This is a genomic window from Sinorhizobium terangae (assembly GCF_029714365.1).
In the GTDB taxonomy this organism is placed as follows: domain Bacteria; phylum Pseudomonadota; class Alphaproteobacteria; order Rhizobiales; family Rhizobiaceae; genus Sinorhizobium; species Sinorhizobium terangae.
The window spans coordinates 3,138,622-3,161,270 of record NZ_CP121659.1; the positions used below are offsets into that span (position 1 = coordinate 3,138,622).

The 22,649-nt window shown below is 60.9% G+C and carries 20 protein-coding genes; 7 read left to right on the forward strand and 13 right to left on the reverse strand.

The genetic code is table 11. The annotated features are described in order from the left end of the window. Positions 1 to 48: 48 nt before the first annotated feature. A complete protein-coding gene (hppD, locus tag QA637_RS14910) occupies positions 49 to 1,161 on the forward strand; it encodes a 4-hydroxyphenylpyruvate dioxygenase (RefSeq protein WP_283062063.1) in 1,113 nt (370 codons plus the stop codon). Positions 1,162 to 1,241: 80 nt separating this feature from the next. On the opposite strand, the gene QA637_RS14915 is transcribed toward hppD, so the two are convergent. Beyond that, on the reverse strand, positions 1,242 to 2,030 hold the full coding sequence (locus QA637_RS14915) for a helix-turn-helix transcriptional regulator (protein WP_153437172.1): 789 nt from the start codon (positions 2,028 to 2,030) through the stop codon (positions 1,242 to 1,244). A gap of 1,021 nt (positions 2,031 to 3,051) precedes the next feature. On the opposite strand from QA637_RS14915, the gene QA637_RS14920 reads away from it, so the two are divergent. The 5 genes from QA637_RS14920 to QA637_RS14940 all read left to right on the forward strand — a co-directional run bounded on the left by QA637_RS14920 (position 3,052) and on the right by QA637_RS14940 (position 9,999). Further along, positions 3,052 to 3,762 carry a hypothetical protein gene (locus QA637_RS14920; RefSeq protein ID WP_283062065.1) on the forward strand — a complete coding sequence of 237 codons (711 nt, stop codon included), beginning with the start codon at positions 3,052 to 3,054 and terminating at the stop codon, positions 3,760 to 3,762. Positions 3,763 to 3,899: 137 nt separating this feature from the next. Continuing rightward, a complete protein-coding gene (locus tag QA637_RS14925; RefSeq protein WP_283062066.1) occupies positions 3,900 to 6,038 on the forward strand; it encodes a hypothetical protein in 2,139 nt (712 codons plus the stop codon). 21 nt (positions 6,039 to 6,059) lie between these two features. Further along, positions 6,060 to 8,147: a type I secretion system permease/ATPase gene (locus QA637_RS14930; protein WP_283062067.1), complete on the forward strand. Its 2,088-nt coding sequence runs from the start codon at positions 6,060 to 6,062 to the stop codon at positions 8,145 to 8,147. After that, entirely contained in the window at positions 8,144 to 9,493 is a 1,350-nt protein-coding gene (locus tag QA637_RS14935) for an HlyD family type I secretion periplasmic adaptor subunit (RefSeq protein WP_283062068.1), read from the forward strand. The genes QA637_RS14930 and QA637_RS14935 overlap by 4 nt, the downstream gene beginning before the upstream one ends. A gap of 11 nt (positions 9,494 to 9,504) precedes the next feature. Beyond that, entirely contained in the window at positions 9,505 to 9,999 is a 495-nt protein-coding gene (locus tag QA637_RS14940; protein ID WP_153437177.1) for a hypothetical protein, read from the forward strand. Between the two features lie 9 nt (positions 10,000 to 10,008). Here QA637_RS14940 and QA637_RS14945 read toward each other — a convergent pair whose 3' ends face one another. Then, positions 10,009 to 10,791: a bifunctional allantoicase/(S)-ureidoglycine aminohydrolase gene (locus QA637_RS14945; RefSeq protein ID WP_428843131.1), complete on the reverse strand. Its 783-nt coding sequence runs from the start codon at positions 10,789 to 10,791 to the stop codon at positions 10,009 to 10,011. 453 nt (positions 10,792 to 11,244) lie between these two features. After that, the gene (locus QA637_RS14950) at positions 11,245 to 11,748 is read right to left on the reverse strand and encodes a hypothetical protein (protein ID WP_283062070.1); all 504 of its coding nucleotides are present in this window, start codon (positions 11,746 to 11,748) and stop codon (positions 11,245 to 11,247) included. 299 nt (positions 11,749 to 12,047) lie between these two features. Here QA637_RS14950 and QA637_RS14955 point away from each other — a divergent pair, with 299 nt between their 5' ends. After that, entirely contained in the window at positions 12,048 to 12,575 is a 528-nt protein-coding gene (locus tag QA637_RS14955; protein WP_153437180.1) for a tetratricopeptide repeat protein, read from the forward strand. Between the two features lie 247 nt (positions 12,576 to 12,822). On the opposite strand, the gene QA637_RS14960 is transcribed toward QA637_RS14955, so the two are convergent. From QA637_RS14960 to QA637_RS15005, 10 genes are all read right to left on the reverse strand, one after another. Further along, a complete protein-coding gene (locus QA637_RS14960; protein WP_283062072.1) occupies positions 12,823 to 13,395 on the reverse strand; it encodes a hypothetical protein in 573 nt (190 codons plus the stop codon). 84 nt (positions 13,396 to 13,479) lie between these two features. Beyond that, positions 13,480 to 14,784, reverse strand: coding sequence for an ATP-binding protein (locus tag QA637_RS14965; protein WP_283062073.1), 1,305 nt, complete (start codon positions 14,782 to 14,784; stop codon positions 13,480 to 13,482). Positions 14,785 to 14,798: 14 nt separating this feature from the next. Then, positions 14,799 to 15,746 carry a type II secretion system F family protein gene (locus tag QA637_RS14970; protein ID WP_283062075.1) on the reverse strand — a complete coding sequence of 316 codons (948 nt, stop codon included), beginning with the start codon at positions 15,744 to 15,746 and terminating at the stop codon, positions 14,799 to 14,801. A 7-nt stretch (positions 15,747 to 15,753) separates the two neighbouring features. Beyond that, the gene (locus QA637_RS14975) at positions 15,754 to 16,707 is read right to left on the reverse strand and encodes a type II secretion system F family protein (RefSeq protein ID WP_283062077.1); all 954 of its coding nucleotides are present in this window, start codon (positions 16,705 to 16,707) and stop codon (positions 15,754 to 15,756) included. After that, positions 16,704 to 18,158, reverse strand: a complete 1,455-nt coding sequence (locus QA637_RS14980; RefSeq protein ID WP_283062079.1) for a TadA family conjugal transfer-associated ATPase — start codon at positions 18,156 to 18,158, stop codon at positions 16,704 to 16,706. Before QA637_RS14980 ends, QA637_RS14975 begins: the two co-directional genes overlap by 4 nt. A 20-nt stretch (positions 18,159 to 18,178) precedes the next feature. Continuing rightward, positions 18,179 to 18,781, reverse strand: coding sequence for a L,D-transpeptidase (locus tag QA637_RS14985; RefSeq protein WP_283062081.1), 603 nt, complete (start codon positions 18,779 to 18,781; stop codon positions 18,179 to 18,181). After that, the gene (locus QA637_RS14990; protein WP_283062082.1) at positions 18,778 to 19,920 is read right to left on the reverse strand and encodes a pilus assembly protein; all 1,143 of its coding nucleotides are present in this window, start codon (positions 19,918 to 19,920) and stop codon (positions 18,778 to 18,780) included. Before QA637_RS14990 ends, QA637_RS14985 begins: the two co-directional genes overlap by 4 nt. 27 nt (positions 19,921 to 19,947) lie before the next feature. Next, positions 19,948 to 20,568: a TadE/TadG family type IV pilus assembly protein gene (locus tag QA637_RS14995; protein WP_283062084.1), complete on the reverse strand. Its 621-nt coding sequence runs from the start codon at positions 20,566 to 20,568 to the stop codon at positions 19,948 to 19,950. Beyond that, entirely contained in the window at positions 20,562 to 21,044 is a 483-nt protein-coding gene (locus tag QA637_RS15000; protein ID WP_283062086.1) for a TadE/TadG family type IV pilus assembly protein, read from the reverse strand. The genes QA637_RS14995 and QA637_RS15000 overlap by 7 nt, the downstream gene beginning before the upstream one ends. After that, positions 21,041 to 22,645, reverse strand: coding sequence for a TadE/TadG family type IV pilus assembly protein (locus QA637_RS15005; RefSeq protein WP_428843111.1), 1,605 nt, complete (start codon positions 22,643 to 22,645; stop codon positions 21,041 to 21,043). The genes QA637_RS15000 and QA637_RS15005 overlap by 4 nt, the downstream gene beginning before the upstream one ends. Positions 22,646 to 22,649 lie beyond the last annotated feature (4 nt).

The following is a 22,649-nucleotide window of genomic DNA, read 5'->3' on the forward strand; positions in this document are numbered from 1 at the left end:
CTGCGCCATACTCCAGCGAAGTTTGGAAGAATGAAGAGGAGGCTTCCGATGGGCCCGTTTCCGCACGACGCACCACCCCCAAAAATCAGCGCGGAGAACCCCGCCGGGACAGACGGCTTCGAGTTCGTCGAATTCGCGCATCCCGAGCCGGAGAAGCTGAAAGAGCTCTTCACCCGCATGGGATATCTGGAGGTCGCCAAGCACCGCACGAAGGACATCACGGTCTGGCGCCAGGGCGACATCAACTACATCGTCAATGCCGAGCCGGGCTCTCATGCCATGCGCTTCGTCGACAAGCACGGCCCCTGCGCCCCGTCGATGGCCTGGCGCGTCGTCGATGCGAAGCATGCATTCGAGCACGCCGTTTCCAAGGGCGCCGAGCCCTATACCGGAAACGACAAGTGCCTCGATGTTCCGGCAATCGTCGGCATTGGCGGCTCGCTTCTCTATTTCGTCGAAACATACGGCGACAAGGGCTCGGCCTATGATGCCGAGTTCGAATGGCTGGGCGAGCGCGATCCGAAGCCCACGGGCGTCGGCTTCTACTATCTCGACCACCTGACCCATAACGTCTATCGCGGCAACATGGACAAGTGGTGGGCGTTCTACCGTGAACTGTTCAACTTCAAGCAGATCCACTTCTTCGACATAGACGGCCGCATCACCGGTCTCGTCAGCCGCGCGATCACCTCGCCTTGCGGCAAGATCCGCATACCGTTGAACGAGTCCAAGGACGATACCAGTCAGATCGAGGAATATCTGAAGAAGTACAAGGGCGAAGGCATCCAGCACATCGCGGTCGGAACCGAGGCGATCTACGACGCGACCGACAAGCTTGCGGAAAATGGCCTCAAGTTCATGCCCGGACCGCCGGAGACCTATTACGAAATGTCGCGCGAGCGCGTCCATGGCCATGATGAGCCGATCGACCGTATGAAGAAGCACGGCATCCTGATCGATGGCGAAGGCGTGGTGAATGGCGGCATGACGAAGATCCTGCTGCAGATCTTCTCGAAGACCGTCATCGGACCGATCTTCTTCGAGTTCATCCAGCGCAAGGGGGATGAAGGGTTCGGTGAGGGGAATTTCCGCGCCCTGTTCGAATCGATCGAAGCCGATCAGATCCGCCGCGGCGCACTTGGACCGCAGGCCGCCGAGTAAGTTTCATCGTCGAAAACATGCGGAAAGGCCCCTCGCCCGAAAGCGAGGGGCCTTTCCGTTCGATAACGCCGCGACCCTCGTCAGTTCCAGCGCGAGCCAATCCGCGCTTCGGACATGCCGCGCTCCGCCTCATGCGTGAAATAGCGGGAAGCGGCTTCGGTCCGGTTCCGTACGTTCATCTTCTTGTAGATGTTGCGCACGTGGACCTTGACGGTGTTTTCCGACAGGCCGAGGCGATCGGCAATGATCTTGTTCTGTGTCCCCATGCAGATCAGATCGAGAATCTGCACCTCGCGCGCGGTCAGCACACCCATGCCGGCATCGCGCTTCGGCTCCGGAGCAACAAAAGCTTCGACGACCGCTTCCCGCCCGACGCGAAGAGCTTCGCCGGTGAGCCTCACCGGAGCAAGATGCCTGAGCAGCGCCGCGGGAAAATGTTCGCCGCCTTTCATCAGAAGATCGATGACGGTCAAGCAGACATCCAGATGAAGGTTGAGAGGCAGCACGCCGTGAATCAATCCTTCATCGACGAAGCCGGCGATCGACGAATCGAGCGCGTCCGCATCCTCCACAACGAGCCCGATCGCGGCCTTCGGGTGGAATTCATGGACCATCCTGAGCACGGATGGAAAGGTCGCCACCGGCAAGCGATAAAGCATGACCAGCCTGACGTCGACGAGGTTGCCGTCGAGCAGGCTTTCGGGATCGGACAGGCTGACTACGTCCTGGCCCTGAAACCGCGCGCCGACCGCCTGCATCAGGCATTCTGCGAACAGATCCACCTTGGCGAGCATTACGATCTTACTTTTCGTGGATAATACTTTGTTGTTGTCTTCAAAATCGCTCAGGTTCGAGCTCGTACGATACATTTATCCCCTCCTTGGGAAATTCCCATTTATTTTAATGGGTGTTCCAACCCCACTTGGAGCAGCCCGCGCTTGAAAAATTTCTTCAAATACTGCGCAATAATAACGAACAAAAAATTCGTGATAACTAATGTATCGTAAAGATGGGGGATGCGAAACCACCCAAAAGGATTAGATGCTCTTCACGTTCGCGTCTAAATCGTTCGAAAACGAACCAATTTTGGGCCAATCGGCTTCGAAAGGTCCCCTGGCCAAACACCCCTGGTTTTCGAGGGGAATTTCTGGACGACGGCCGCGGCTGCAAATGCGGTGTGATGGAATGCCCGCCTTTTGCTCTGCCGGAGATGCGCGGAGTATGGGCAAGCCGTCGGCATAGCTATTACGAATTATGCACCACCACATCTAAAGTCGTAGAGCCGGCTATGGACAACCATAATTGGAATAGCGCGACTTTGGCCACGCGCCCACCCCGGCATCGATCGATGCCATCCTAACAATTTGAATTAGACCATGAATTCTCGTCGTTCACCAATCGCCCGTGTAATCGCGGGCGCAGCGCCAAACCGAACCATACTCAATCGCATTACGCCAGATTCACAAATATTAACATTGTCTTAACTGCATCGACCGGTACGGCCAAAGATTTAAAAAAGCCATTGAATACAAGAGACTAACCACAATTGGTGTCTTTCGTTCCTCCGCATTCAGGCTCACACTACCATCGTCGCGCTTGAGTTTGCACGACCCACGGACTGCTTTTGTATCATGCGTCGCAGCCGCGGAGTACATATATCGAGCTGCTACTCGACATATGATGTAACCAATATTTATAGTACGTAGCCATTTATGTAGAAGTACATACAAGCAACTATACTATGAATACAAAGGGAAAATATCGGAACCCAACAGACGGATTGTCTTTTATCACGATTCGCCTGAACTTCAAAAGAGAGCCAGCCCCGCAAAAATCCTATAAAAGATGAAAGGGTTTCGGTGCTGGCTCCCTCTGCGAAGGGAGTTGTATATGACCGATACCCCGTTAAAGGATTTTCGGGCCGACAACAGTATCACCACCGATGACGACTTGAAGATTGGCGCGCTTGCCGACGGGCTCGCGAGTGGCAGCGTCAATGCCCCAAACGGTGACTACGACGCGACAAGCCATCGCAGCATTGCCGACGGCAACAACGTCTCCAGCAAGGTCGACGCAAAAGCGACCAGTGACGACCACGACAACCATCCCTCCGTCAGTGAGCCTCCGGCACTGGACGACACCACCGGTATCGGCAATGTCGGCGTCACCGCGGACGTCACGTTTAATCTCGGAGAGGACCTTTCCTTCGGCTTGAACCTCGATCGCATCCTCGAACATTCGCTGAACGCTGTCGGGAACGACACCGGGTTCACCATCGTGCAGGCAAACAGCCTCGCCGACCAGGATCATGCCTATAGCGTCAAGATGAACAATGCCAATCCCGACAACGCGCCGCATACGGATGGCGGGCATGCGGAGAGCAGCGACGGCATGCACTTCGGCACGAGCTCCGACTGGGATCTGAAGGTCGGTCACGAGCTTGATGCCAGCGCCAAAGCCGATGCGTCCGCGACCCTTGCAAGTGGTGAGTTCCACCAGGAGATCGTTCAGGGCGCGAACCTCCTTAGCAACGCCGTCGACGTCAACGTCGTTGGCGGCGACTTGCACGTGACCTCTATCGGGCAGGACAGCGACGGTTGATTGCAGACGAAGGGATGTGCGCTGGCCGGCCGCACCGGTGCACAGATGGATGGTTGATTTGAGATCGGTTCAACGCGCCTTGGTCGCCGGTCGGCCCGCCGAGGCCTCCCTTGGCGGCTGAAGGGAAGGATCGGGTAATGCACGCGCAGAAGGTCAACGAAATCGTCGCGCATTTCCTTGGGCTGTTCGAGACGGCGACCGATGAGGCACGCATAAGGCATCAATATCAGCAGGGCAGTGAACCCTCGAAGCCCGCGCCCGAGGATACCGGCAACGACACGCCGCTACCCGAATTCAAGTGTTCTTTCGAACTGAAAGACTACGATCCGGACATTTCCTATCAACCCTCCGGCTACCGGATCGAGGGCCTCGATATCACCGGGCGCACCCAATTCTCCCACGACGCACCCCCCGGTCCTGTCTCGCTGGACGACTTGAACATCGAGTCCCGACTTTTCAACACGGTGGCAAGCCCGCCCGGCATTGCGCCAGACCACGTGCCCCCGCACCACGCGGCAGCGGACCACGCGCCGGTCGTTCAGGAGGGCGCGGGTTCGGTCAGCGGTGAAATCCAGCAGGTGAACCTCCTTCACGACGACGACGTCCTCAACATGAGCGGTTCACCGATGGCGGCCGACACGGGCTACGTCACCGAAAAGCTCGCGGAATACCTCGAGGAAGCGACGAATGCCTCACCGATCGCACAATTGAGTCAGATCGACAGTTCCGAGGCGCTTTCGGCACTTGCCGCGAATCTCAAGGCCCTGGCGGCGACCGCGCGCGCCGACGAGCCGCAGCAGTCGGAAGATCCCGCCACGCCCGTGGACCACACCACGACCTCGCCCGGAACGGCCGTGCCGGCCGATTTGCCGGAAGATGACAGCGGCACAGTGGTTCTCGCAGCGGACGCCATCGACGGCGTCCACGTGAACGGCACGCATATCGACGCACTTCCCGAACTCGCCGACTACCTGCCCGCCGGAGAACCGCCCCCCCAATGCTCTGCACCCCCATCCGCCGCCACGGGAGGTGTCATGGAGCCCGCTCTCCCGAATAGCGATGGCAACGGTGCGGTGGAAATCGAGGCGGGGGCCAACAAGGTCGGTAGCTTCGCAAGCATCGTCAGTGCCAGCCCAACGGCCTCGGTCACGGTTGTGATGGGCGACTACCATCAGATCGACGTCATCTCGCAATCCTACGTCTACGCAGACAACGACGAGGTCAATGGCACCCTCGTCACGAGTGCCTCCAAAGCCGCCTCGCAAACCATCGCCATGAACATCGCGAATTTCGAGCGTCATGATTTCGAGGCGCCCGCGCGGGAGACGACAGGTGCCGCAGACCAGTTGTCGACCTTCCCGACGAACTGGCACGTCAACGTCATCGAGGGTGACCTGTCGATCGTCCACTGGATCGAACAGTATAATTACGTCAGCGACAACGACACGGTCACCGTTACGACCAGCGGCGTGGAAACCAGCGTCCTCACGGGCGGAAACGTCGCCGTCAATTTCGCCTCGTTCCTCGATTTCGGCACCCAGCACGACCTTGTGATCGTGGGCGGGCACATCCTGGACATGAATCTGATCAGCCAGGTCTCGGTCCTCTACGACAACGATCAGATCAAGGGCATCTCCGCCGGCAACGGCCTCACGCTCGATGAAGGCGGCAATCTTGTCTGGAATATGGGATCGATCGAGAACATCGGCGACGCCGAGCGCTTCGAGAGCGTGCCGGACTACATGCACCAGGTCGTTGACGATATTCGCGAGGGCACGAACGAACCGCCGGAAGCACTGGCGCGCGACCAGGATTTTGCGGCCTACACGGGCCTGCGCGTCCTCTACATCACCGGCAATCTTTATGACGTAAACGTCATCAAGCAGGTCAGCATTCTCGAGGACGCGGACGCCGCCACCTTCACGGCCGCCAAGCCTCTGGAAGAAGCCGCCGACCCCCAGCTGACCGTTCACGTCGACAGCAATACGGTGGTCAACGTTGCCCAGATCATCGACTACGACAGCTTCGGCCACACGACCTATGTCGGCGGCCAGCTCTATTCCGACACGATCCTCATCCAGTCCGGGATTGTCGATATCGGCCGCGATGGCGACACGCTGAGCTTCAAGCCGGACGGGCTTGTAAACGAGGTCATCGCATTTGTCGGCGAAGACGACCCGGCACCCGGTGTCGGCGAGCACGCTGGCGATACCGCCAACGAGAGTTCGTGGTGCGACAGTCAATGGAACGACGTCATGCACACGGTGCTGACATAACGGCAATCGCGAGGGAGTGCCATGAACGACCTGTCCAAACGGTATGTCGATGGAGGCAAACCGTTGTCGCACTCCGCACCAGAGCTGAACATACCCGGCACACCCCAGATTCCCATCAACCCCATCAGTCCTGCCGTCGAGGAACCGGAAGAGTCCGATCGGGACGTCGAAGGCCGATCGCCGCCTCGGGAGCAGCCGGACACCGGAAAGAAGAAGGCGCACGAGAGCGAGAAACGCGAAGAGATCAACAGCCGGCCTGGTCGACCATTGGCGCCAACGATCAACAATGAACCGGGCCCTTTCAGGGAGGGCGAGCGCCGTCCGACCGCACGCGACGCCGGTGAGAATACCGCGGCCGGTGAGGGAAAGGATACATTTCACAAGCGCACGGGACCGGTAAATTTCGCCCAGAGCCTCAAAAACTGCCTGGCAGCCGTCCAGCGCAACATGCTGATCGTCATCGTCTTCACCGTCGCGATCAACGTCCTCGTGCTCGCCATCCCGATCTATCTCTTCCAGATTTCCGACCGGGTGCTCACAAGCCGGTCGCAAGATACATTGCTGATGCTGACGATCGCCGTCCTCGGCGCGATCGTTCTGCAGGTCGTTCTCGACGCCATTCGCCGCTTCATCCTGATGCGGACCGCAGTCGAGATCGAGGTCCAGCTCGGCGCCCCGATCCTCAGCGCCGCGGCGCGGGCATCGCTGCACGGCAACGGACGCGACTATCAGGTGCTGAGCGACCTACAGCAGCTTCGCGCCTTCATCACGTCCGGTACGCTGATCTCTTTCCTCGACGCGCCGCTGACCCCGCTTTTCGTGGTCGTGGTCTATCTGATCCAGCCGCAGCTCGGGCTGATCGTCATCTCGTGCTGCGTCGTTCTTTTCATCATTGCCTATCTGAACCAGAAGGCGACGACGCGATCGTTCAGCGAAGCCAACAGCTATCTCGGCCGCGCGAATTTTCATCTCGATTCGATGTCGCGCAATTCGCAGATCATCAATGCGCTGGCGATGATTCCGGAGGCGGTGAAGATGTGGGGGCACGAAACGGCCGCCTCGCTCAAGGCGCAGGTCTATGCCCAGGACCGCAACATCATGTTTGCCGGCGCCTCGAAGGCCGTGCGGATGTTCACCCAGGTGGCGCTCCTCGGCTGGGGCGCGCATCTGGCGATGATGGGCCAGCTGACCGGCGGCATGGTCATCGCCGCCTCCATCATCGCCGGCCGGGCGCTCGCTCCGGTCGAAGGCGCAATCGAGGGCTGGAACCAGCTCAATCACTCGCGCGCCGCCTATGGCCGAATCAGGCAACTTCTGCTGGGTTCGCCGCTGAATTTCCCCAGGCTGCGCCTGCCGAACCCGGAGGGACGGCTCGACGTGGAACGCATCCTCTTCGTGCCGCCGCCGCAAAAACGCGTGATCCTGAACGGCATATCCTTCTCGCTCGGCAAGGGAGAAGCGCTTGCCATCATCGGCAATTCCGGCTCCGGCAAGACGACGCTCGGCAAGATGCTGGTCGGATCGATCCTGCCGACATCCGGCAGCGTCCGGCTCGACCTCATGGACTTGAGAAACTGGGATCAGCGTCAGTTCGGCGAAAGCATCGGCTACCTGCCGCAGGACGTGCAGCTCTTCCCCGGCACGATCAAGGCGAACATCTGCCGCATGCGCGACGATGTCGAGGATGCCATGATCTATGACGCAGCCGTGCTTGCCGACGTGCATGATCTGATCGCCACATTCCCGCAAGGCTACGAGACAGTGGTCGCGGCGGACGGCTCTCCCCTCTCCGGTGGACAGAAGCAGCGGATTGCGCTGGCACGGGCCTTCTTCGGCAACCCCAAGTTCGTCGTCCTCGACGAGCCGAATTCCAACCTCGACAGCAATGGCGAGGCAGCGCTTGCCCGCGCGCTTCTCCATGCGAAGAACCAAGGCATCACCACCGTGACGATCACCCAGCGCCCGGCCCTCTTGCAGTGCGTCGACAAGATCATGGTGCTCAACGAAGGCACCGTTGCCATGTTCGGCACACGAGACGAAGTCCTCGCCGCACTTGGCGCGACGAACCACAACGGGGCACAGCCACGCATTCGCGGAGGTCGCCAATGACCCAGAGCAGGAAAAGCGCCGATCCGCACAATGCCGCGGAGTGGTATTCCGAGGTCCCCCGCTCGATCAGGCTCCACAGTTTCGCTGGCCTTGCCCTGATCGCGGCATCCTTCGGCGGCTTCGGCTACTGGGCCTTTGCGGCGCCGCTGGCAGCGGCGATCATCGCCCAGGGAAGCTTCGTCGCCAACGGCAACAACAAGATTATCCAGCACCTCGAAGGCGGCATCATCGAGCAACTGCTGGTCGACGAAGGAGACAAGGTAAGAGCAGGTGACATCCTGGTGAAGCTCGACCAGACACCAGCGCGCGCCAATGCGCGCATGCTCAACCTCAAACGCCTTCGCCTCGAAGCGGTGGTCGCGCGACTTCGGGCGGAAGCGATGGGCAGTGACACATTCAAGTTACCGGACATCGTCGCCGAGCAAGCGGACGATGCAGACGTGCGGGCGATCATCGAAAGCCAGAACGTCATTTTTCAAAGCAAGAAGATCAAGCTGCGCGATCAGCTGAACCTCATCGACCAGAACATTCGTTCCCTCGAATTTCGCGCCAAGGGCTACGATCTGCAGCGCGCGTCCTTCAACAAGCAGATGGAAATCCTGACGGAAGAGCGCGAATCGAAGAGCAGGCTGGCCGAAAGCGGCCTGATCAGGCGGCCGGAACTCCTGGCCCTCGACCGGGCGATCGCCGACGCGATGGGCGAGATCGGCCGGCTCGAATCGGAGGTGAGGGAGAGCCACACGCAGATCGATCGCTACCGCCAGGAAGCTGTCATCGCCATCAACACCAACAAGCAGACCGCGCTGGACGGCCTGGAAGGGGCCGAGGCCGACCTCGATGCCGTGCGCCAGCAGGTCCGCGAGGCGGCCGAGGTGCTTGACCGCGCCACCATTCGCTCCCCCGTCGACGGAACGGTCGTGCGCAGCTATTTCCATACCGCCGGTGGCGTGATCGCGACCGGCAAGCCGATCATGGAGATCCTGCCGGCCAATGTGCCGCTGATCATCGAGGCCCAGGTGCTTCGAACGGCCATCGACCAGCTCAAGGTCGGCGAGGATGCAACGATACGCCTTTCCGCGCTGAACCGCCGCACGACGCCCGTTCTGAAAGGCAAGCTTTTCTATGTCTCGGCCGACTCCATCGAGGAAGTGGCCGGCGGACAGCAACGCGACGTCTACATCGTCCGCGTGGAGGTCCCTGCCAGCGAGATCAACCGCATCCACGGCTTCCATCCGGTACCCGGCATGCCCGCCGAAGTCCTGATCACCACATCCGAACGGACGTTCTTCGAATACCTGACGAAGCCGATCACCGACAGCATGTCGCGGGCGTTCAAGGAGACCTGAGGGGAAGCGTCATGGCGGCGGCTCAGGAGGTGCTTTTGCTGGTTGGTCGCCTGAACTACGTTTGGACCAACACCGAAAGCCTTTTGATTTACATCATCGCGCACCTGCTGAAGGTCGACAAGGAATCGGCCATCATCGTCTTTCTGACACTGAACACGACACGCGCGCGCATCGACCTGACGGAGCGCCTGGCGAAGCTGCCGGCGACCCCGCCCGAGACACGCGACCAGGTCCTGTCGATTACCGAGCGGTTGAAACAGCAGTCGAAAATGCGCAACAAGTACAACCACTGCATCTACTCCTTCGATGAACAGGGAGAGATATCGAGCACGCAGCTGATGCGCCTGGTCGAAGGCGAGAAGGAGATACGCTACGGCAAGGTCGAGCAACTCGACGCGCGCGAAATGGCGCGTCTCGAAAACGCGATCCGCGAGATCACCGACATCAGCAAGGCACTCTGGTCGTTCATTCGCTCGCGCCCGAATTTCGACGAGCGGCTGATCTGAGCCCTGCCGTTATCGCGACAGGCGCATGTGGCGATTGACGTCCTTGTAAAGCAGGTAGCGGAAATTGCCCGGGCCGCCGGCGTAGCAGGCCTGCGGGCAGAAGGCGCGCAGCCACATGAAATCGCCCGCCTCGACCTCGACCCAGTCTTGGTTCAGCCGATAGACGGCCTTGCCTTCGAGAACATAGAGCCCGTGCTCCATGACATGCGTTTCCGCGAACGGAATGACCGCGCCAGGCTCGAAGGTCACGATCGTCACATGCATGTCGTGGCGCATGTCCGCCGGATCCACAAACCGCGTCGTCGCCCATTTGCCGTCGGTGCCGGGCATGGGCGCGGGCGTGATGTCGGCCTCGTTGGTGAAGAATGCCTCCGGCGCGTCGAGCCCGTCGACGGCCTCGTAGGCCTTGCGAATCCAGTGGAACCGCGCGGGCGCGTTCCCATGGTTGCGCAACCGCCAGGCGCTTGCCGGCGGGATGAAGGCAAAACCGCCCGGACGAAGCACATGCGGCCGACCGTTGAGTTCGACGGTAACCTCGCCTTCCATGACGAAGAGCGCGCCTTCGGCGGCGGAATCGAGTTCCGGCCTATCGCTGCCGCCACCCGGTCCGACCTCCATGATATATTGCGAGAATGTTTCGGCGAATCCGGAAAGCGGACGCGAGAGGACCCAGAGGCGGGTGTTTTCCCAGAAGGGCAGGTAGCTCGTGACGATATCCATCATCACGCCCTTCGGAATTACCGCGTAGGCCTCCGTGAAAACCGCGCGCCCGGTGAGGAGTTCCGTCTGCATGGGTGCGCCGCCCTTCGGTGCGAAGTACGTCCGTTCAACCACTTCCTGTCCTCCAAGACATTCCATTTCAGTGCTACTGCATGTTTCCTGGAATCCTAGCCGATTCAAGGACAAAAACATGCAGAAATTCAAAGTGCTACAGCGTCCTTTGCGCGTCTGATAAGACGCGCGGCGCTGTAGGCTTCACCGTTACATCTTCCATTGGAAAAATGCGATCGTGTCCAGTGTCCTATCCTGAAAGAAGCCGATGATTAGCCCCTCCATTGGTAGAATCACTTTCTTCAGGACCTGCGGAATAACGATCTTGCCCATGACCGGCCAAATGGTGCAGCCGCAACGAATAAAGTGCTCACGCGCGGCAGCCGCAAGTGGCTCGTCGCTCAGCCGCGCTGACCCTGCCCTGCTCGTCGCCATCGAACATGGGCTGGCAAGACGCTGGGCGCCATGGCCGCGCTACTTTGCGCGGATACGCCGGATGATTTCGCAATGGGAGCAAATGCACGAAGTAAGGACGAGGACGAAAAGCGCAGTCCCAAGCGGCGAATAGGCGAACGGCAGGAAAGACCAGTCGCCGCGCAAAACCTCGGGCAGCGAGAGGCCCGAAAGGCCGGCCTGCATGTGCACAGCCCGGACGGCAGTAAGCGCGGTCGCGATCAGGGCGATATGCGCATGGACGAAACGCATGCGCGGATATCGCTCCGGCCGGATCGCCAGAAGGACACCGAAAAGCGCTGCGAGCGCCAGAATTGCGGAAGCACCCCAAAGCCCAATGCCTGCAACGTCAAGAAGCATGAAGACCGGCTCGCGCATGACCGGAAGTATCGTCATGTAGAGCAACCAGGCGGACTCGCTCGCGGGATGATGGGCGAGCAGAACCATGCTGGCCAGAAACATGGCCGCCAAGGCATAGGCGCCGCATGCGCCGAGCCGGAGAAATGTTAGAACTAAAGCGCGCATGCGTTGGCATCCCCTTTGACTGGAGCGCGGCCGCTCTCTCTTTGTATATAAGACGACGCTTAACTGGGGCTTACCGATCGTTCATTCGTTAGACCGGCACGGTTGACTTACCGGAAACTCGGCTGGACACGATTCATGTCGACGTCGCAGCAATTGTCGAAGACGGCCCGGACATACACCATGTGTCTCTTTAATGCGACTCGTTGTTTCAATTCTTCATTTATTAGCATTTTTTCAGGAAGATTTTCCGTGAGCGATTGCATACGCAAGGCTACGCTGCCCAAAAATTGGGGGAATGAATGGCAACTTCTCAGATCAGATCGCAGATCAGATGCCTTACCTTTTTGCTCGTGGGCGGGGTTGCGCTGGCAGGCTGCCAATCGGCCGCTGTCGACGATTTGGCCGCCTTCGGCGATAGCGCCAAAACTCTCGAGGATGATTCGGCCGTCGCCTTCTACAAGAACGACGAGTTGGTAACCAAAGGAAAACTGCAGTTCCAGGAGAAGAACTACGGCAAGTCTTACGCCATCTACAAGCGGGCGGTTGCCGTCTTTCCCGAGGACCCGTCCGCGTGGCTGGGCTTTGCGGCCTCCGCCGACATGATCGGCCGCTTCGACACATCCGACCGCGCCTACCAGCAACTCTCCGGCATGATCGGCAACACGGCAGTCTACTACAACAATATCGGTTACTCGCATCTTCTGCGCGGCGACTTGCCCAAGGCTCGACGTTATTTCCTGAAGGCCTACGAACTCGACCCGACAAATGAGACCACGGCTAGAAACCTGGAACTCATGAAGAACAGCGTGAAGTTAGCGCAGCGATAATGCATGTCGCCCAAAAGTGTGCAGCGGTTTTGGGACAACGACATGCATAAGATCAATGACCCGAAGCGCGTCGCATGAGTCCGATTGAACGCGACACGCTTTAGGTCGCGCACAGAGAAGAGATCTAACAGACGGCCGAAGCGTCCGTACCGATGGCTTGACTGGCGAAGCGTCGCTCCACCTGATCCATCTTTGAAGATGTCGACGCGACCTTCGCAGAAGCTACCTCCTCGCGAAAATCCGAGGATTACCGTACCTTCCGCAGAATGAGTTTGCCCTCAGGCGAGACTGAGCGTTCGTAGTGCGGCAAGTCCGCGACGGATACGCCTTCAGCATCGGCCATGGCGAGGCTGTCATCCGTCGTCTGCAGTCCGACGGAGACGGTGGTACCCGACGGCTCCAGCCGTTGCGTCACGCCCTTTCCGGGCGCGCTCATGATCAGGCTTCCACCGGAGGCAACCAGACCGGAACGCATGCCGACATCGAAATCCGCGACCTGTTTGCGCAGGCTTTCCAAACGCTGTCGGACGATTGCCATGTCCTCGGCCTTGGCGCTTCTGGCGATGTACCGGCCCTGCTTGTCGACCAGCTCTTTCAGGCCGTCGATGGAGCGCTTGAGCGCGGCAAGCGTCTCGCGGCTCTCCCGCACGTCGGCCGCATTCTTCGCCGTGTAAAGCAGAATGCCGGCATTCAGCGGCAGCAACAACAAAGCTATGGCGATCAGGGAAGCCCCTTTCGAACGGCTCGGTTCTTTGGCCGGCCGCTCGCCGTGTTGCCTCGCGCCGTCAGGTTCGACATCGATATCCGGAATACTCGTCATCCGCATCACTCCGCCGCAAGCAGGGTCAGGTCCCTGAAGTCCACCGCATCAGTATTTCAGGCATTCCTTAACAAGGTGCGCAAGCTAGTCCAGCGTGAACACGCCCTCCCACGCCCGCTCCAGCATTTCCAGCGAAGCCGCCTTCGGCATCGCGTTGAAGTCGCAATAGGACCCGATGAAATCCAAGAGGTACTTCGGGTGGTAACAGGACGCGAGCGACGCGCCGCTGTACTTGCGCTCATAGAACAGGTGCAAATCACTGACCTTTATCTCTACCGCGACTTCGCGCGCATAAGACTCGAAGATCCGGATATATTCCTGCCGCGACGGGTTATTCACAAATATCTTGTATTTCAGGCGCCGCAGGCCCGCCTCGTCGGAGAGATCCTTCGGAGCGATATTGGTCGAGAAGACCACAAGCTCGTCGAACGGAACCTTGAACTTCTTGCCCGTATGCAGCGTAAGAAAGTCATATCCGCGCTCGAGCGGCACGATCCAGCGGTTGATCAGTGCTTGCGGCAGCACCTGCTGGCGGCCGAAATCGTCGATGATGAACACCCCTCCCGAGGCCTTGAGGTGCAGCGGAGCCTCGTAGACGTTCGACCCGTCGCTGAAGGCCAAATCGAGGAGGTCGAGTGTCAGTTCGCCGCCGGTCTTGATCACCGGCCGCCGGCATTCGACCCATCGCTGGTCGCCCTTGGGATACGGATTTCCCGAAGCCTCGGAGACGGGCTGGTGCACGGCCTCGTCGTAGAAGCTGATCACGAAGCCGCCGACCTCGATTGCGTAGGGCACCCAGATCGTCTGGAGAAACAGCCGCGCGGAGCGTTCGGCGATGCTGGTCTTGCCATTGCCCGGCGGTCCGTAGAGCAGGATCGACTGACCCGAATTCATCGCCGGACCAAGCTTCTCGACAAGCGACGGTGACAGCACCAGCCCCTTGAGACTCTCGGTCAATCGGTCCTGGGTCACGCGCTCGTGGTGGATCGACTGCACTTCGAGTTGCCGGCAGAAGGCATCGAGCGACACCGGCGCCGGCCCGACATATTGCGACTGCCGCAATGCCGCCTGGGCATATTCGCGGCCCTTCGTCGAAAGCGCGTAGCGGATGTCGGACTTGACGTCTTCGCCGGCGAGCCCTCTTGCTTCAAGGAAGGCAAGCTTTACCAGTTCCTTGACCAGCAAGTTGACGACCGCCTTTGGCAATTTCATCCGGGCGGAGAGATGCGACGGGGTGACGGTGTCCTGCTCGGCTGCGCATTTTGCCGCCAGGCGCAGCATGAAGGACAGTTCAAGACCGGTTTCCTCCACAGCCGTCGGCGCGAGCGGCATTCGGGGATCGAGCGTCAGCACGGAGTCTTCGCGGACTTGATCGGGCGAATAGTGCATGGAGACCTCGCTGTTTATCCGCCGGGCTTGAGGCCGGTGAGAACACTAACGACACGCATGACGATGGGAACGAGCACGATGATGAGGCTCACCGGAAACAGAAAGGCGCCGAGCGGCAGCAGCATCTTGATCGGCAAGGCATTGGCCTTCTCCTCGGCCCGCACGACACGAAGGTCGCGTATTTCCTTGCTGTAGACACGCAGCGTCTGGGTCACGCTGGTTCCCAGTTCCTCCGACTGGCGGAAGAGCACGGAAAGCGCCCGCGCCTCGTCGATCCGCAATCGCGCGGCAAGATTGGCCAGGGCCTCGCGCAGCCGGCGTCCGCCCCGCACTTCCAGCATCATGATCGAGAGATGCAGGCCGAAATCCTTGCGCTTGTCGACGAATTCGCGGGCGACGCGGTTGGCCGCCGCTTCGAGGCTCATGCCCGCATCGAGGCAGACGATCAGCATGTCCATGAAATCGGGAAACAGGCGGCGATATTCCCGCTCCTTCGCGTCACCGCGCCGGTCGATATAGATGTTGACCAGGACAAAGGCGATGCCGGCCGCAAACATCGCCATCACGAGGATAGCGAGTTGCGACAATTCGGGAAGGAAGCGGCCGAGAGCCCAGACCGTTACCGCCACGATGCCGAAGCATATGACGGCGCGGATGACCTGAAATACCGTCACCGCGCTGGCGCTGAAATAGCCGGCACGGATCAGCCGGTTCTGGGTGGAGTTCGCGTTCGTGTCACGTCGGGTGATCTCGAAGTAGCGGCGGATCAGGCGGTTTTCCGCCTCGCCGAGATCGGCGATCGCGGCGTCTCCCAACTGGAATTCCTCGCCGCCCGCCTTCGCGCTCGTCTCGGACAGCCGGACGCCGACTTCGCGCCGCCGGAAGATCAGTTCGGACGCCGCGCCTGAAAAGATCAGCACCGAGAAGAAGACGATGAAGTAGATCCCGTACTCGCTCGACATCGCCGCCTCAGTACTCGAAGTTGACCATCTTGTAGAGAATGACATTGCCGATCGCCATGGTGACAAGCAGCACGCTGACGACGATCGATCCATAGCCGCTGTCCCAGACAGGATCGAAATAGGTCGGCGAGAGCGCCTTGATCATGGCGTAAAGCAGGAACGGATAGAGCGACATGAAGATCGCGGTGATCCGCCCTTCCGACGAGATCGCCTTGACCTTGGCCTTCAGCATCGACCGGTCGCGCAAGGTCTTCGAAAGGTTCTGCAGGATTTCGACGAGATTGCCGCCGGTCCCGGCCTGCACGCTGAGCGAGATCGCCAAAAGGTTCAGGTCCTCGACACCCACGCGGTCGGAAAGGTTGACGAGCGCGTCGTCAAGCGTCACGCCATAGGTCAGCTCGTCCGACAGAAGGCCAAACTCGCTGCCGACCGGATCGGGCATTTCACGCGCAACGAGGGCGATCGCCGCCGGCAGCGGATGCCCGGCCGCAAGGCTTCGGTTGGCCACGTCGAGCGCCTCGGGAAGCTTTTCCGTAAATTTGCGCATGCGGCTCGCCCGTGCCCGCCAGACGACAAGTACGGGAATAAGGAATGAGACCGCGAGAAAGACCGGGATCCGGACCAGGTTGCTCGGCACGAGGAACTGGACAACCAGCCAGACGAGGATCGCGCCGGCGATCGTATAGAGCGCAAACCGCTTGGCATCGAACTTGATGCCGGACTGGGTGTAGAGCTGCCTCAGCCGCTGCATTACGGGAAGCGATCGCCAGTTCTCGCCGGCACCGCGCTCCTTCAGCATGTCTCGGTAGGCCTTGCCGTGATCCTCACTCCCATCGAGCAGGCTCAGGCGACGGTTCACCGTCTTGTGGCGTTCGGATGTCCGGAAATAGCCGCGCAGAAGGGCTTCGGCGGAGATCAGCGCCGCGATGAACACGGCGGCGTAAAGCAGGACGAGCGTCATGACTGGGCGGGCCCCGTTTGCAATGGTCTGCCGGGCTCGAAGATCGCTGCGGGCACCGCAATCCCGACTTCGGCGAATTCCTCGATAAAGCGCGGGCGCAGGCCCGTTGCGCGGAACTCGCCCTGGATGCGGCCATCCTCTCCCGTCCCGGTTTTCTTGAAGCGCATGATTTCCTGCATCTGGACGACGTCGCCCTCCATGCCGGTGATCTCGGAAATCGAGACGATCCTGCGGCTGCCGTCGCTCAGACGCTGTACCTGAACGATGAGTGTGATGGCGGAGGCTATCTGCGAGCGGATGCTGAGCTGCGACATCGGCATGCCGGCCATGCCCACCATCTGTTCCAGTCGCCCGACGGCATCGCGCGGGGTGTTGGCATGGATGGTCGTCATCGATCCTTCGTGGCCGGTGTTCATCGCTTGCAGCATGTCAAACGCTTCCTCGCCGCGCACTTCGCCGACGATGATGCGGTCGGGCCGCATGCGCAGTGCGTTTTTCAGGAGCTCGCGCTGACGAACCTCGTTGCGGCCGTCAAGCGTCGGCGGCCGGGTTTCCATCCGGCCGACATGCGGCTGCTGGAGCTGCAGTTCGGCCGCATCCTCGATGGTGATCAGACGCTCGGCCGGCGAAATCTGCGACGAAAGAGCATTGAGCAGCGTCGTCTTGCCCGAACCGGTGCCGCCCGAAATGATCATCGACACCTTGCCCTTGACCGCAGCGCTCAGGAGGATGCGCATGGCGTTCGCCATTGCGCCGTTTTCGACGAGGCGCTCCAGCGTCAGCGGCTTGCGGGTGAACTTGCGGATCGAAACCAGCGGGCCGTCGACCGAGATCGGCCGGATCGCCACGTTGACACGCGATCCATCCTTGAGGCGGGCATCGACCATCGGCGTCGATTCATCGACACGGCGGCCGACAGCCGAGACGATCTTGTTGATCACCCGCAGCAGGTGATCCTCGTCCTTGAAGCGGACCGCGGTGCTCTCGAGCCTGCCGCGACGCTCCACATAGACACTCTTGTGGCCGTTGATCAGGATGTCGGCGATGGTCTCGTCGGCGAGCAGCGGCTCGATCGGCCCGAGGCCGAGCATCTCGTCGGTGATGTCGCGGATCAGGTCATTGATCTCCACGGCGTTCAGAGGAAAATTGTTGCGCCGGATATAGTCCTTGACGAGCGGCCTGATCTCGGTGGCGATCTCTTCGTTGTCGAGCGTGTCGAGAATGCCGAGGTTGATCCGGTCGAGCAGATAGCGGTGCAGGTTGACGCGTTCGGCCACCATGTCCCGGCCGAGCGATGCATCCTCGGCCACGGCATCCGCCGCTGCGGCCTGAGGCGCCGGGGCAGCCGTGTTCGCGGCCGGGCCGGCGGGAAGGACATCGGCGCTTTTCGGCTCGTCGGGCTCCTCCGGCTGCGGCTGCTTGTAGAAACGTCCCATGAACCCGGTTGCCATCAGCCTTTCACTCCGTTCGACTATTTCACGATCACCGTGGTTCCGACTTTCACCCGGTCATAGAGATCGATGACGTCGGCATTGCTCATGCGGAAGCATCCGGAGGAGGCAAAATCGCCGACCGTTGACTGCTCGTTGGTCCCGTGAATGCGATAGAGCGTGTCGGCCCTTCCCCGGTAGAGATAGATCCCGCGCGCGCCCATCGGATTGAGCGGGCCGGCCGGCACGAGTTCGGGTAGCCCTGCCACCCTCGCCTTCATCTCGGCTGGCGGACGCCAGTCGGGCCATTCGGCCTTTCGGCCGACCTTCACGACGCCGCTCCAGCGGAAGCCGTCGCGGCCGACGCCGATCCTGTAGCGGATCGCACGGTTGCCGGAGACGACGAGATCGAGCGTGCGGTTGTCGCTGACGATGACGATCGTCCCGGCCGGGTATTTCTGCTCCGCGGTCACCACGGTGCCGGTTGCCGGTCCCAGGCTTCGCGGCACGAGGCCGGTCGCCAGAACCGTGGCCGGGGAGGCGATAAGCGCGAGCGCGGCTGCCACGAAGATCGCCCGCAGAGGCGCTCCGGCCGTCCGTTGCTCCGGCGTTTGTGCGCTGGTCGCCCGGATGCGTAGGATCATCGGACAAGCGCTCCGAGCTTGTTGACAGCCTTGCAGAAGCCGGAGCGCGCGTTCACCTCGAAGGGCAGCACGCCGCGGTTCAGCGCTTCACTCAGCGTGTCCCAGTCATAGGCAACGATGTGCGCGCGCGTGTCCTTGAAGACCTTGTCCACCTGCTGCCGGCGCACGCCAAGGCTGAAGAGCTTGGTGCGGTATTTGTTGATAACGACGAAGATCGAGTCCGCATTGCCGCGCAGCCGCACCAGGTTGAGGAAGAGGTCCTTCGCCTGGTGGAGTGCCGGGATCGTCATTTCGGTCACGATGTAGACGCTGTTGACGGACGAAAGCACGTCGCTTTTCCACGGCGTCTCGTAATGCGGCATGTCGATGACCGTGTGGTCGCTCTCGAAAGCCGCGACGTCCAGCATGCGCAACACCAGTTCGGCCCCCTTGGCCGCGAGCAGCACCGAGGGCTGCTTGAACGACAGCAGGGAAAAGCCGCCCGAGTGACGCTTGCGCACCAGGTCGATGAATTCGAGATCGACGCGCGACGGATTGGCGATGACGGGCTTCAGGTCGTAATCGCTGACAAGGTTGAGATAATAGCCGAGCGACCCGGAGGAAAAGTCCATGTCGAACAGGTCGACGCGCGGCGTGGCATTTTTCATGGGCTGCGCCAGCGCATGGGCGAGCGACGATGAAATGACGCTGGCGCCCGCGCCGCCCACGGCGGAGACGACCGCGTGAACCCGGCTGTCGGACGCCCCGTTTCCCGGCGCATGCGTCGAGATCATGTCGATCAGCGACCGGCGCTCCAGCGGCTTCTTCAGCCAATCGTTGCCGTTCAGCCGGAAGAGCAGCCGCAGCATTTCGTTCGGCAGATCTTCCGAGACGACGACGAGCGGAATGTCGCGATGGCGTCCGCGGAAGGCAAAAAGCTCCGGGCGGTTCAGCATTTCGCCGTTGTCGACATCGAGCACGATCAGATTGAACTGCGTCGGATCGAACCGCGCGGCGTCACCCAGCGCCTTCAGCGCCATATGGCGCACCTCGTAACGCGACAGCGAACCGAACGTGTCGAGCATGAAGCTCGCAGCCGCCGCGTCGTCGGAAAGGACAAGGATCTTGGTGGATGCCACGAAGTTCATATGAGCTGTCATCTCGCTTTCCCACGCACTATCAAGGGTTCAGCAGGTTGAGCACGTCTTCAGGTCTTCCGTCGTTATCGTCACCGGATGGGCTGGTATGGTGATATCGTCGAGCCCGAGCAGGGCGCCGAGCACGGGCAGGTCGAAGGTGATGTCGCGGACTTCCATACGCATGGTCAGCACCGCCCCCTCGGGCCGGCCCCAATAGCCGAGGCCTGAGCGCTGATAGGTGACCACCAGATTCTCCGGCTGGATGCGCCAGTTGAGATCGCAGATGCCCGGACGCGGGTCGCCCGCCGCGCAGTCGCCGTCGCTGCCGGTAACGATCCGGCTCAGCTCGGCGCTGCAGTTCGCAAGAGCCGGGCCGCAAGTGGAAGAGATCGTCGCATCGTTGGGCGTTGCCGTGCCGTTGTTCACCGGGTCGGCTGCTTCCACCGGAAACGCTGCGTCGAAATCGCTGGTCAGCGGATCGGAAACAGCCGCCAGTCTCGCGCCATATTGCAGCGCCTTCACCGTCTGGTTCCATTGCGACATGGCATAGCCGAACTCGACGAAGGCCGCGAAGACCAGAAGCACGATGGGAAAGGTGATCAGCGCCTCGGAGAGCGCGATGCCGCTCTCGTCCTGGCGGAAGCGTACGCGCGGTAGAGAAGTCACCATCCCATGTACCTCTCTTCGTGCGAGGCGTTGATGGTGATCGCATCGATGCCGAGCCAGGCAAAGAACGGAGAGGCTTCGTAGAGATGCGCCGTCTCGATGGTAAACGTCCCGTCGGCGCCGACCGCATTGACCGTGATGTCGGCAAGATTGGGCCCCCAGCCGGGCACACGCAGCGTCGCGTTCACCGCCGGGCTCTGCGTGCCGTAGAAGGCGATCAGTTTCGCGGTCGCCTGCGAGCAGGTCGATGTGTAGGTCGGAGACGTCGGCCGGCAGCGCGAGAGATAGCGCCCGGCGTCGCGCAGGCCGGCATCGATCTGCATGCGCTCCCAGAAGATGTTGCCGAACTCGAGAATACCGGCCGCAAAGAACGTCACGAACGGAACCGCGATCAACGCCTCGGCCAGCACCGCCCCTTCGTCCCTCGACCAGAAGGAGAAACGGAAGCGGCGACGAATGAAAGCCCCAAGCGCGATCATCGGACCAACTCCGCCTCTTCACGCAGGAACTCGTCGAGCGTGCCGCGACCGCCTTTGCCAGTGATGTCGATCATTTCCAGCGACAGATAGCGCTCGCCACCATCCTTGATCGCGGGCTTGGTCAGGAACATGCGGGCGAAGGCGACGGCCTGCGTCTCCTTGTGGCCGTTCAGGTGGCCGACGGCGTTTTCGTAACCGCAGTTGACGATGGCGGCGAAAATCTCGCGGCGATCGCCATAGTCACCACTCGTATAGTTTGAAAGGTCTGGCCCGGTATAGCATTGGCCACCTGTCAAGGGCGCGCCCGTCTCGCCATTTGCCGAGGCGTGATTGATGAGAGTGGAATTGTTGAGCTCGTAACGATAGACGTCATAGGCCGATGGCTGCGACGGCGAGCCGGTGGACGACGGGTAGCTGGAATAGTTGCTCAGGATCGTCCCGACCGAGGGAGCGGCGGTCCCCTGGGCCACGTTCCAATAGGTCCCGTACTGCCAATTGTTGCCGCTGCTGATCTTGCCGCCGGCAAGCGATGTCATGGACGCTCCGTAGCCGAGCGGCACGGCCCGGGTAGTGTCGCCGACGGTGCTCCCGGCCATGACCGGGTTGTAGTCGCCGCAGATCTTGTTGGCGCCGCCCGTTTGCGTCTGGGCGGAGCGCACGTTGCGTGCCGGCCTGTAGCGGCCGTTGTCATGCGCACTCCCGAATGACCCCGAATAGAAGCCGAAGCGCGTATTGAGCCCCGCCTCGACCGGCCCGGCCATTGCACCGGTCTTCGTCTCCAGCGCGTGTTGCTTGTAGCACACGCCCGGCGAACCCGTGGCCAGCGCTTCAGCCAGCACGTTCGCGCCATTGCCGTAGGTCCCCAAAAACCCGAAGTTTCCGGGTCCCGGCGCGGACGAGGACGTGCTGTGTAGTTCGATCTGCCGCCCATAAAGATTACCGGTCGCGAAATTCGTGTGCAGCGCCTCGATCGCCTGTTCGTTTGCGGCAGCGCTGGTGTTGCCGGGCGGCTCGAACGGATTGCAGATATAGATCGGCGTCACGTCACAGGCGCTCGCCCGATAGACCGCAACAGCCTCGGCGGAAACATTGATCGTGTCGCGATTGAAGCCGACCGGAAGCGGGAAGATCGTCGTCATCGCCTGGTCCTTGGCGACAACCCGGGCGTAGGATGCCTCGCTCGCTGTCGTCGCGACCATGGCTGCGGTGATCGCATCGTCGTCGCTCGCGGGAATCTCCTTCAGGTACGTGACGGTAACCGTGCTCGCGGCATCATCATCCGCATCATAGGCAACGGTGATGTAGGAGCCGAGCGACATCCCCGTCCCACCGCCGCCGAAGGCAGCGCTGTTGGCGAGCGCTTCGATTGCCGCGTCGGCTCGGGTGATCGCGTCGTCGCGGCCGTCGAGTTCGCGGGCGCCCGCGAGCGCCATGGCATCGACGGCGTTCTGGAGGTCGGTGTGCAGGTTGCCGGTGCGGCCGACATCGATGACGAGCAGGGAAAAGCCGAGCAGCAGCGGCATGGAAATCAGCGTCAGGGCAATGACGTAGCCACGACGATCGTCCCAGAAGCTTTTGATAGCCTTACGCAACATTGGCATGCCC